Genomic DNA, 13207 nt, shown 5'->3' on the forward strand with positions numbered 1-13207 from the left:
TAAAACAGAAAGAGCATCCAATTATTTTTCAGGATGCTCTTTCTGTTTTTATTTTTTATGTCCATGCAAATGATTACACGGAGAACATTGAAATGGAATTTTATCTAAGCAATTAAAGTTTGTTTCACAAATTTGTTCAATCGTTGGAACAAATGGAATGACAACTATGTTACTTTCTACTATTTGTGTAACAGGTGGCAATACTGTGCCTACTTGATGTTCAAAACGAATACTCGCTTGATTTATATAATTTCCTGAGCCATTTGGCGCGCTCTGTACTGCTACTTGGAACGCAACTGTCCTTGCTTCACCAGGATTTAAAATTCCGATAAGAAACCCTACTGCCGGGCTTACATTCGGCACTGGCCTATTATCAACCGTTACACTTCCAGGAACAAATCGAACACTACTATCTAACATATCTTGAAAACGAATATTTTGCATTACAGTATCACCCGTATTTGTGATGACTGTCGTAAACGTAATGACATCTCCGATTGTTGCTGCCTGTAAATCTGCCGTTTTTACGACTGTCGTTGAGACATTTTGAGGAATAAACGGGATAACAACTGTATTACTATCACCTTCAACTACTACTGGCGGCTCATTCGGATTTACAGTTGCGAGCCCATTCGCTGTAGCGGTATTTGTAACTAAATTATTTACTTGCCCTCCTGTTATTACAACTTGGAAATTAATAATTGCTGCATCATTTGGCTGAAAATCACCTAACGGAATACCAGTATTCGGATTAGCAAATGGAAGAGGTACATCATTTACCGTTACCGTACCATTTATAAATAGCGTATTCGGATCAATGATATCTGTTAACACAATATTGGTCACAGGAACTGTACTATCATTTATAACAGCGATTCCGTAAGTGACAACATCCCCTATCATTGCTACTTCAAAGTTTGCTCCTTTTGCAACAAATAAGATTGCAGTATTTACCGTTACAATAACTGTATTGCTCGTGTCCATCACTGTAACTGGCGGCTCTCCTGGTACTAAAATATATTCTGCTAACGCTCCAGCAACGTTTACTACTGTTCCACCATCCGGAAAACTTGTAATCGTAGCTTCATATGTTACAAGTGCCGTCTCACCAACTGGTATATCAGGTATCGTAAATCCAATCTGCGGATTTAACCCCGGTTGCCGAACCCCATTTATCGTTACACTATTTGGAATGAAATCAGCTTCCTGAGATAGCACATCGATAAATTGAACATTCATTGCATCAGCAGTACCAGTATTTAATATACGAACAGTATACGTTACCGTTTCTCCTACACCAACAACTGAATGGTCTACTTCTTTTAACATATCTAAGCTGCCTCTATTTACCGGCGTAACCGTCGTATTACTTGAATTTGTAATTGTAGACGGAGGTTCTCCTGGAATCAATTCGAAATCTCCCGTTACTCTTGCTGTATTCATAATGCTACTAGAAGGCGGAACTGCGATTACATTTACTTCAAATGTAATTAATACACTATCCCCTACTGCAAGATCAGGCAATGCAAAGCCTACAAATGGATCTAAACCTACTTGCGGAACCCCATTTATTTGTACACTTCCAGGAACGAATTCTAAACTAGGTGATGGAACATCGATAAACTGAACATTCGTTGCTGTTACCGTTCCCGTATTTGTAACTTGCACACTATACGTTAACGTATCTCCTAATCGTGTCGCTTCTTTATTTATAGATTTTATAACGCTGAATCGTCCTCTATTCACTCTAGTTATCGTCGTATTACTCGGCTCTGTTACTACAACTGGTAGTTCTCCTGGCACTAAAGTAAAGCTTCCTGTTATATTTGCAACGTTCGTAATTGTTCCTGATGACGGGATGTTTGTAACTGTCGCTTGAAACGTCACTATAACTGTTTCACCTACCGGTATATCTCCAACTCCAAATCCAGTAATTGGATTTAAGTTTGGTTGCGAGGCTCCATTTATCGTTACACTATTTGGTACAAATGACGCCCCTGCTGAAATGGTATCAACAAACTGAACAGCATTAGCTGTTACTGTTCCTGTATTCGTTATTTGAACCGTATACGTTAATATATCTCCAACGAGAGTAGCAACCCTATTTACTTGTTTAATAACATTAAATTGCCCTCTATTTACAGTTGTAAGTGTTGTATTGCTCGGCTCTGTTACTATAACTGGTGGTTCTCCTGGTACTAATACAAAACTTCCAGTTACATTTGCCGTATTGGCAATTGTTCCGTTTGATGGCGCACTAACAACGGTTACTTGGAAGGTGACTTCTACACTTTCACCTGGATTTATATCTGGAAGCGGGAATCCGTTATTCGGATTGAATCCAGGTTGTAACACACCATCTATCGTTACACTGTTCGGCACGAATGCTATAGAGGAAGGTAATACATCACTATATTGAACATTCGTTGCTGGCACTGTTCCTGTATTTTGAACTACTGTTGTATATGTGATTGTATCGCCTACTGCAACAACCGGCTGACTCACTGATTTTAAAACATTCAAACCAGGCTCATTGATTTCTGTTAATGTCGTATTACTTGTCGTTGTTTCCGTAATAGGCGGTTCTGTTTCACTTACAGCAAATGTAGCTGTAACGTCTACAAAATTAACAATCGTTCCACCTTCTGGTATGCTTGTAACCACTTCCTGATATGTGACAAGTACAAAATCATCGACAGGTATATCTGGAACTGTAAAACCAATGAAAGGATCTAATCCTGGTGCTGGTACCCCGTTTATGCTCACACTTCCTGGTACAAATGCTACACCCGCGGAAGTAGTATCGATAAATTGAACATTCGTCGCTGGCACTGTTCCGAAATTAAAAATCAATACATCATACGTTAATATTTCTCCTACCGTCGCTACTTCTTTATCTACTAGTTTCAATGGAAAAATAAACGCTATATTAATTGTCGTAACGACTAAATTTGTTAATATCGTTTCCGTAATCGGTGGTTCCTGCGGATTTGGTTGTGAAGTAAATGTAACATCTGCATCATTTAATATGACTTCATTATCTGGAATTTCTGTAATCGTCACTTGGAATGTGACCTCAATACTTCCACCAGCGATTAATAATGGAGTAACTGTAAATCCTATTTCTGGATTTAAACCAAGTTGCTGCACTCCACCTATCGTTACACTATTGTCAACAAACGTCGTTCCTTCTGGTATGACATCTTGGAAGAACACATCTGTAACAGGGATAATTCCTACGTTTGAAATGAGCACAGTATACGTTAATACATCCCCAACGGCCCCAGTTGCAACATCAACTGTTTTTGTTGCTGTTACTTCACCAGGAGGAGGTAACGGTATTGTAACTACCGTTGTATTACTTGAATTCGTGGTTGTTACAGGTGGTTGTAAAGGATTTAATAAGAAAGTGGCTGTAGCAGATGCTGTATTTAATACTGCTCCACTTGTAGACGGTGCAACTACCGTAACTTGGAACGTTACTGTCAATGATGTTCCAGCAGCAATATTAGGAAGCGGGAAACCAACATTTGGGTCAAATCCAGGTTGTAGCGTTCCATTTATCGTTACACTGTTTGCTACAAATGTTGTTTCTAAAGCAATTGGATCAAGGAAAGAGACATTCGTTGCTGTTACTGTACCGTTATTCCGAATGACAACAGAATACGTGTAAGTTTCTCCAAGTGCTGCTTGTTGTACAGATGAAGATTTTTGTATATTTAACTGTGCTGTGTTTACTTGCGTCACAACAAAATTACTATTTGTAACAGTCGTTATTGGAGGGTTTGCTGGATTTATAAGAAAACTTGCAGTAACGTTCGATTGGTTTCTTATATTTCCACCGCTCGGAACACTCGTCACTGTAACTTGAAACGTAATCGTAGCCGTTTGCCCGACCGGAATATTTGGTACCGGGAAACCTAGCATAGGATCCGCACCTTGCTGAACAACTCCATTTATCGTCACACTATTTGTTACAAACGCAGTACCAGACGGAATTGGATCTTGAAAAACAATATTTGTTGCAGGAACAGTTCCTGTATTTTGAATAAGAATCGTATACGTTAACGTATCTCCTACACCGGCTTGTGGTGTATTTACACTCTTCATTACATTAAGTGATCCTACATTCACTCGCGTCACAACAATATTACTAATCGTTACAATTGTAATTGGTGGCTGGAGAGGACTTACCTGGAAATCAGCAGTTACATTCGCATTATTCGGAAGAACTCTATTTGGTGGTACACTCGTGATTGCCACTTGAAAAGTGACCGTCACCATACCTCCTACTGGAATATTAGCAAGTGGAAATCCAATTGTCGGGTTTAAACCTGGTTGAGGTGTCCCGTTTATTGTTACACTATTCGCTACAAAAGTGGTTCCAACTGGAATCGGATCAAGGAATGATACATTTGTCGCTGTCACCGTTCCACTATTTTGTATACGAACTGTATACGTTAACGTATCTCCTACACCGGCTTCAGTAGCACTTACACTTTTCATTACATTTAACCCTGAAGAATTCACAATCGTCATAACAGTATTACTTGGTACTGTTACAGTAATCGGTGGCTCTGTTGGATTTACAAGGAAATCTCCAGTTACATTCGCATTATTTACGACATTATTCCCTTGGGGAATTTCATCAATTAATACTTCAAACGTAACAATAACACTCGCGCCAGTAGGCAAATCATTTAATGGGAATCCAAGTTCTGGATCTGCCCCTTCTTGTAAAACACCATTCACAACTACACTATTTTCAATAAATAATGTCCCTTGTGGAATTGAATCTTGGAAAAATACATTTGTAGCTGGTACACTACCTGCATTTATAACTTCGATTGTATATACTAAAATATCCCCTACAGTTGCAACAGCCGTATTCACTGATTTCACAACTTCAAAGTTCCCTGTTTGTACTGTCGTATTCACAACATTACTCGGAACATTGATAGTTACTGGTGGTTCACTCGGATTCACTTGAAAACTTGCTGTTACATTTGCTTGATTTAAAATATCTTCATTTTCTGGATCCTGTACAATTAATACGTCAAATGTGACTACAACTGTTTGAGCCGCAGGAATATTCGGAAGAGAAAATCCTGTATTCGGATTCAATCCACTTTGCGATACTCCATTAATTGTTACAGAATTTGCAACAAATGAAACAGCAGAAGAAATAGGGTCTTGGAAAAATACATTTGTTAACGGAACGTTTCCTGTATTTTGGACGGCAATTGTGTATGTTAAAGTATCCCCTACCGCCGCTTGCGTTGTATTCACTTCTTTTATTACATTTAAACCGCCTGTATTAACTTGTGTCACAACTGTATTCGTTTGTCTATTAATTGTTATCGGTGGCTGATTCGGAGTAACGACGAAATTAGCAGACACATTTCCGCGATTCGCAATCGTACCTCCCGATGGTGTAGATGTAACTCGTACTCGAAATGTAACAGTCCTACTTCCGCCAGGAGATATATTAGCTACTGTAAACCCAGTTGCTGGATTTGCCCCAGGTTGTGAAACCCCGTCCACAGTCACACTATTTGCGATAAATGTCGTTCCAATTGGGATCGGATCTTGAAAAATAACGTTCGTCGCAAGTACATTTCCTGTATTTTCAATTGTAACAGTGTACGTAAGAACATCATTTACCGTCGCAAAAGCTCTATCCACTGTTTTTCTCGTTCTTATATCAGCTATGTTAACGGTCGTAACTACAGTGTTACTTGTCGCTTGCCCTGAAACTGGTTGTTGACCAGGCACTGGAGTAAAGGTAAATGTAGCACTTGCACGATTGGGAATTGGATTGACAAGAGGATTAGATGTTACTCGAACTTGAAAGCGCACTATAGTCGTTTGCGAAGCATTAATACTTCCAAGATTTATACTACTTGCTGGATTCGCTCCTGGGCGTGCTACTCCATTCACTGTAACGCTATTTGGAACAAATGTTGTTCCAGCAGGTATACTATCAACAAAAATAACATTGTTTGCAGTAACGTTCCCATTATTTGTGACATTAACTGTGTACGTTAATACATCATTAAGCGTTGCCGTCTGTAAATCTACAGATTTTTGCATACTTATAGTCGCTTGATTCACTGTCGTTTGTACTGTGTTTGAAGAAGACGTACTTGTAATAGGAGGACTACTAACGAAAGGACGGAATTGATATGACACCATTGCACGATTTGGAATAGGATTTGGGTTCGGAAACGATGTTATTCGTACTTGAAATGTAACAATTCTTTGCGTGTTATTTGGGATTGTGCCTAAATTAATTCCATTAGCAGGGTTCGCATTCGGCTGTGTTACTCCACCTACTGTTACACTACCTGTAACAAACGTCGTTCCGTTCGGAATACTGTCTTGTAATATAACATTTTCTGCACTTCCTGTACCTGTATTAGGAACTGTAATTGTGTAGGTAAGAATATCTCCAACTCCTGCAACTGTTCTATTGACCGATTTAACAGGATTAATAATTGGCCCCGTTGCATCAATTTGAACCCCAAAACCAGCTGCAGCGTATCCATCTCCATTAGTAACGAATCGAACCGTTGCTGATGTTTGATTGTTTACTAAAGATGAGGAGGCATCTACATTTGTAATATCCCACCCCTGTCTTCGGACGGCCAAAGCTATCCCTAACGGCTGATTCAAATCTCCAAACGTGCCACTCGTATCTAAATTTCCACTGTCATTACAAATTTGTGACTGAAAAAAATTATTCGCAGGATTTCTCGGTCCGAATAATGCAACTGTAGCATTTGCATTCGGTCCAAAGCGAAGTTGATCTCCAACAATGTTAGAATCACCTTCTTGAGCAGTTACGAGCACTCGTCCTGTTACAGCTCCTGTAGCTGGAGTAGCAAATCCTGAAATAGTGGCATCAACTGGTGGTGATGAAGCATCAATAATTTCTTGACCTGCATATACTGACAAATTTCGAAGTGGTAAATTGGCATTTTGATACACAACCTCAAGCGTCCATCCAGCTGAACGACTGATTGTTGGGTCGGCTGAAGTTCTTGCAGCTGGCACAGCACCCGTTGTATATGTTCCTGCTCCACCTGCACTAACAAGATTCGTTACATTGGCAGAGCGAGCATAATAAAACTGGTTTCCTACTGAACCTTGCTGCGCGGTAACAGGATCTGGCGTAACAGAAAACGTCCCTGCTGGCGTTGTAAATGTAATGTTATCATTTAAAAATGGTAACACATCTTCCGTATCAGTCCGGAACGTACCAGCCCAAACTAATTCTGCATATAACACACTGCTTCCCGCTGGAAGATTTAAAATTGCACTTGAAGAATTCAATTCCCATTCATCTGTTGTCCCTGCTGGGAATCCTGGTACTTGCAATGCTGTATTTACTGTCGTAAACACAGCAAGTGTACCAAAAATATTACCTGGTGCAGGTGATGTAGGACTAAGTCCCAGTGTATTCCCAGTGAACGTGACGGCACCAGGTACTGTTGTCGTAAAACGATTTATAAAAGGCACACAATCATCTCATTTCATTTATAGTAAAAAGTGCTCTATACTATAAAATGTAGACAACCTATGGGATGTACGTTGTCCAACAAAATTCCGCACATATGAGAGGAGTTTATAAAACTATGCGCTATGTTATTATAACAGGAACTTCACAAGGTTTAGGGGAAGCTATTGCCACGCAATTATTAGAAAAAAATACAACTGTCATCTCTATTTCTAGAAGAGAAAATAAAGAGCTTACTAAACTTGCAGAACAATATAACAGCAATTGCATTTTTCATTCCCTAGATCTTCAAGATGTACATAACTTAGAAACTAACTTTAAAGAGATCATTTCATCTATTAGAAAAGAAAATGTATCCTCTATTCATTTAATTAATAATGCGGGTACAGTTGCACCTATGAAGCCAATCGAAAAAGCTGAAAGCGAACAATTCATTACGAACGTTCACATTAATTTACTTGCACCTATGATTCTTACATCTACGTTTATGAAGCATACGAAAGGCTGGAAAGTAGATAAACGCGTTATTAACATTTCATCTGGTGCAGGAAAAAATCCTTACTTTGGCTGGGGCGCTTATTGCACAACGAAAGCTGGTGTAAATATGTTTACACAGTGCGTAGCAACTGAAGAAGTAGAAAAAGAATATCCAGTAAAAATCGTCGCTTTTGCACCTGGTGTTGTTGATACAAATATGCAATCACAAATTCGTGAAACAAATAAAGAAGATTTTATAAATTTGGACCGCTTCATTGCATTAAAAGAAGAAGGAAAACTATTATCACCTGAATATGTTGCGAAAGCTATTCGTAACTTACTAGAAACTGAGGACTTCCCTCAAGGCGAGGTTATTAGGATTGATGAATAATAAAAAGGCGTGCTATTTTAGCACACCTTTTTGTTCTACTTCTCTAAAAATATAAGCACAGACTCCGCAATTTGCTCATAACCGATTTCTTGATAAATTTTATTAGATGTCGGATTCGCTAGATCAGCATATAACGTAGTCGTCTTGTACCCTTCATCTAACATACGTTGACTAAGTGCCGCTACACAATTAGATGCGTATCCCTTTTTCCTTGCTTCTTTCGGCGTATATACAAAATTAACTGTTATATTATTTTTAGTTGGTCTCGTTTTTGCAGCTACAGAAACGAGTTTCCTATCCACTTCCAAACCAAACAGTCGATTTGTAGTTATTAATGTATGCGCAGTTTGTTTTGCTTCTTCTTTCGTAGTAGGAAGCTTTACATCTTCACAAAATTGATATATCCACTGTTCTATTAATGGTAATTCATCATTATTTACTGCCCGGAAAAGTCCGTTCGCATTACACCTCTTCTTTACTCTGTTCAGCTCATACACACCTTGCTCCATTGCAACATTCGTTTTCTTATTTTCTAATACCGCAATCTCTTCCGCTAATTTCTGTACAATTTTCTTATTACCGATCAATCCAGGAATATCCGGGTATACTTTCGTTAACTCTTTTGCAAGTTCCTCAATAGCTACTCCTGCAATTTCAGAAGTTGCAACAATGATTTGTTTCTTCTCTTCTGTTTGCAGAAATACAACGGCAATTTCTTCTCCTTGTTTCGCTATCCCCATAAATATCGGTTCTTGGACCATTTGTAATACACCTAATATGAGATTGTTTTCCTGCTCATTCTTTTCTAGAAATGTTGTAACATCTTCTTTAAAATGAAAAATCTCTTCATATACATATAATTGAATCATCGACAATCTCTTCTCTCTATTTATAGTTTCATAAAGTATTGGCGATTAATTCACTAAATTCCTCTTTTACGATTCAACAATATTCAAAGTTAATGAATTCAAATTCGTTTCAGCTTGTAAAATTCTTTGTTTTTCCCTTTCAAATACCTCTTCTTCATTTTGAAATGACTCTTTTCGATTTTTAATCATGCGCTCCATTTCTTTTTTACTCGGTCCACCGTATACATTTCTTTTTTGAATAAAAGCTTCTGGCGATACAATTTCTTCCCACTCTTTTTCTAATAAATGTATTTTAAACTTTTCTTGTAAGTATATATTTACATCTTTTAAATGTAATTCATGCAGCTCCTTTTGTTGCTCCAATGACATTTTCGCAATAACACTTGCTGCATGATGCGCCTGCCGAAATGGAATGTCATAATTTTTTGTTAAAACATCTGCGAAATCAGTTATCGTAATTGCATGTTTATAGGAACGACTTTTCAACGTTTCTTCTTCTACTTTCATCGTTCGAACAACTGCATTCATCATACAAAAAACACGAATGGTCTTTTCAATTCCTTTATATAAATACGGCTGCAAGTCATCTTCCGTATCGACAATATCACCAAATGGCGTATTATGGATCATTTGAAATACTGTAAATGCTTCTCCTAAAGCACCACTCGTAATTGCACGAGCGTGTTCAATTGAAACTGGATTTCGTTTTTGCGGCATTATACTACTGATTTGTACATATGGCTTTGCAACAGTAATACCGTCATATTCTTTCGTTGCTAACAACAAAAAGTCATGAATCCATCTACTCGTGTTCGTCATCATTACCATAAGTAGCGAGCTAACTTCCAATAAATAATCCGCCCCGGCAACAGCATCATATGAGTTCTCAATTACATTTGTAAATCCAAGTAGATGAGCAACTCGTTCTCGTTTAATCGGGAAACTTGTTGTAGAGAGTGCAGCCGCCCCCATTGGAGACTGATTTAAAAGTTGGTACGTTTTTTTCATTCGTTCTAAATCTCTTTGCATCGTATCATAAATTGCTAAAGTATAATGACCAAATGTTGTTGGCTGTGCTGGTTGTGTATGTGTATAAGCTGGCATAATCGTTTCCTTGTGATTATCGGCAAGTTGTAATATACTTTCTTGCAATAACAAATGATGCTCCATTAACCGTAGTACATATCGCCTTAAACTCATGCGATACATCGTTACACCCATATCATTTCTACTCCTACCAATATGCATATTACTTACAAAATCGCATTTCGCTTCTTGAGAAATTAAATGTTCGACTAAAAAAAAGAGGTCTTCATGCTGCTCTGTATATACCAATTTATCTTTTGGTATTCGCTCTACTTTTCTAAGTGCGTTTAATATAACTTTAGCTTCTTCTATTTTCATTAAACTTTCTTCAGTCAACATCGTAATATGTGCTTTATGCACTTGAAACATATCTTTCAATAAGTAATTTCGTTGAAAATCAAATACATGTTGTAATACACAATCCACATATGTTTTTCCAGGGAAATCAGCGCCTTCACTCTTTATAAACTCTTCCTTACTCTGTTTCATCACCTTTTCCCCTCTCACCTAAGTATTACTACCCATCATACCCAGAGATAGAAAAAAAGTGCTTGTACATAAAAATAAACTCGGTGCTCTCTGCACCGAGTTTATTTAATAAAAGTCGCATCATACTTATCACTTTGCAACACTTGGAAATGTAAGTTTGCTAAATGTTTCCGTATTTCTGCACTATCGTCTTCATTTAAATTATTCGCTAAAAACACAATTTCTGTACAGTTTCCACGTTTATCCATAGCGTAAACTGCTTTTGTCACCGTCCATGGTGTGTAACCATTCTTTTGCCCAGCATGTCTAAATGTTTTACGGTATTTCTTGGCACTCATGTCTGTTTCAACGATATTTGCCCATACTTTTTCTTCAGCCTCTGTCAAGCCGCCTTTATGGTTTGCTTTTTGAAGTAATACCATATAATCATTTGCGGAAGCTGCTGGTAATCTATCTGACCAAATTTTGTCGTAACGTTCCTCTAAATAAAGCGGAATTTCCTTCTGTAATAATGGTCCCTTCTTCTTTAAGCGTTCATGAATATTCATCGCATATTCACGATATTGCTCTTGAGACATTTCTTTTAACTTTTTTTCTATTTTATATTTTGGAACATGCAATTCTTTATGCAAATATCCCGGGATATATAAAGATGAAACGATTGGAAATAGTGGTTGATGTGCAGGAAGTGATAAACTTTGTAAATTCCGATTAATGTTATCTAATCCTAACAATTCCATTAAGTATTCAGCATTCGCATTCGAACTAAACTTAACCATTCCTTTTGCCACTTCTTCTAAAGAAACCGCTCCTTCAGTTATCTTGCCTGTCTTCTCCAAATACTTTTGCCATCTATCTTGTGCACCTCCATCTGTATTCGGAACATAATAACGATTCACATCATTAATCGAAACGAAACTAGACGAATCAATTTTCCCTTCAGTAACTTGTTTCGTATATTCAAGCGCCACAATTAATTTCATCGTACTAGCGACTGGCAATACAACATTGGGATTTACAGAATAAACAACTTTATCATTTCTCTTTACTAGAAGTGCACTATTTTTTTCATCTTTATGTTCTTCAATAAAAGATGCAATATACTGTGCATCATCATTATTTGAACTCCATACTTTTTTCACTAAAAAGTTACCCGATATTAGCAAAACGAAAATACCCACAATTACTGCGCATACTATAGTTTTTTTCAAGTAAAATTCCTCTCCTATTGTGTAACTCTTCTCTATTTATCATTAAAAAACAAATTAATGGAGATGGTCATTTAAATAACCATCTCCATTATTTTAACTTGTATGCTCCCATTATGTCTACGTCATAAATTTCACAAAATCCTCAAGAAACTTTTTATAATGTAACGACCAACCAATTCGCACCCAATTTTTTAATGCTTTTGCATCAGGTTGAGGCCGAAAATCAGCAATACTCTCTCCTTTTGCAATTCCAACTGTATCTACATCGACACGACGATATACATAGTCTAAAAGGGATGGATTTGCCACAACCATCATTGTAACGACGTCATGTACTGGGCTTCCTTTTATTTTCGGATTTAACTTTCTATAAGCTTTATAATAATACGTAAATATCGGCTCGATTAACTTATTAAAACTCGTTTTAGAGTGTTTCGTAATATATTTTACCATTTCCGGCGTAATAATTGCTTCAGATGTAACGTTAAGTGGTACTAATGTCACATTTTTAGCATTTTGCATAACTAATTGCGACGCAATCGGATCACCATGAAAATTCGCCTCTGCGACTGGTGTTACATTGCCAGGCATTAAGAAAGCACCGCCCATTATATAATATTCTTTCACATACTTCATCATCGGCTTTTCTAAAATAAATGCCGTCGCTAGTGTTGTTGATCTACCAGCATCGACTATTATTAATTCCCCTTTATATTTTTCAAGAAGATCAAAAAATGCACAAAAAGGCTTTATATTTGGCAAAAAAGTTTTTGGAGGTTTAATTGGCCCTAAACCGTCTGCCCCATGAATTTCTGGATAATACGTTGTAACATCTCCGGATAAAGGAATTTTCGCACCATTAATAACAGGTATATCTTCCCGTCCTGCCATTTGCAATAAATATGCGGCATTACTTGTCGCCTTTTCTTGTGTTACATTTCCATATCCCGTTACTACCCCAACAATATCAATATCAGGATGCAACAATCCATACATAATTGCTAAAGAGTCATCAATGCCTGGGTCTCCTAAAAATAACACTTTTTTCATCGACCTCAACTCCATCCCCTCAGTTGTTATTAATTTATGAATAAACGTGGATATACAGAATAAAAAAGAACAAATTCATACGAAAAAACGCAGTCCTATAAGGACTACGTTCTTC

At 37.5% G+C, this 13207-nt stretch carries 6 protein-coding genes; 1 reads left to right on the plus strand and 5 read right to left on the minus strand.

Translation table 11 applies throughout. From position 1 onward, the window contains the following. Positions 1-48 precede the first annotated feature (48 nt). Positions 49-7521, minus strand: a complete 7473-nt coding sequence (locus CN409_RS22080; protein ID WP_086390857.1) for a DUF7507 domain-containing protein — start codon at positions 7519-7521, stop codon at positions 49-51. Between the two features lie 116 nt (positions 7522-7637). Between CN409_RS22080 and CN409_RS22085 the strand changes: the two genes are divergently transcribed. Beyond that, positions 7638-8387, plus strand: a complete 750-nt coding sequence (locus CN409_RS22085; RefSeq protein ID WP_001271058.1) for a (S)-benzoin forming benzil reductase — start codon at positions 7638-7640, stop codon at positions 8385-8387. Positions 8388-8422: 35 nt separating this feature from the next. Here CN409_RS22085 and CN409_RS22090 read toward each other — a convergent pair whose 3' ends face one another. From CN409_RS22090 to CN409_RS22105, 4 genes are all read right to left on the minus strand, one after another. Next, the gene (locus CN409_RS22090) at positions 8423-9256 is read right to left on the minus strand and encodes a GNAT family N-acetyltransferase (RefSeq protein ID WP_086390859.1); all 834 of its coding nucleotides are present in this window, start codon (positions 9254-9256) and stop codon (positions 8423-8425) included. Positions 9257-9322: 66 nt separating this feature from the next. Continuing rightward, positions 9323-10831 (minus strand): argininosuccinate lyase, encoded by a 1509-nt coding sequence (argH, locus tag CN409_RS22095; RefSeq protein ID WP_063675586.1) that lies wholly within the window; start codon positions 10829-10831, stop codon positions 9323-9325. Between the two features lie 101 nt (positions 10832-10932). Further along, complete coding sequence (locus tag CN409_RS22100; RefSeq protein WP_000751367.1) at positions 10933-12042, minus strand: serine hydrolase; 1110 nt, start codon at positions 12040-12042, stop codon at positions 10933-10935. 117 nt (positions 12043-12159) lie between these two features. Next, positions 12160-13092: a nucleoside hydrolase gene (locus tag CN409_RS22105; RefSeq protein ID WP_086390860.1), complete on the minus strand. Its 933-nt coding sequence runs from the start codon at positions 13090-13092 to the stop codon at positions 12160-12162. Between the last annotated feature and the right edge of the window lie 115 nt (positions 13093-13207).

The sequence above is a fragment of the Bacillus sp. AFS012607 genome (assembly GCF_002558005.1).
Taxonomy (GTDB): Bacteria; Bacillota; Bacilli; order Bacillales; family Bacillaceae_G; genus Bacillus_A; species Bacillus_A thuringiensis_S.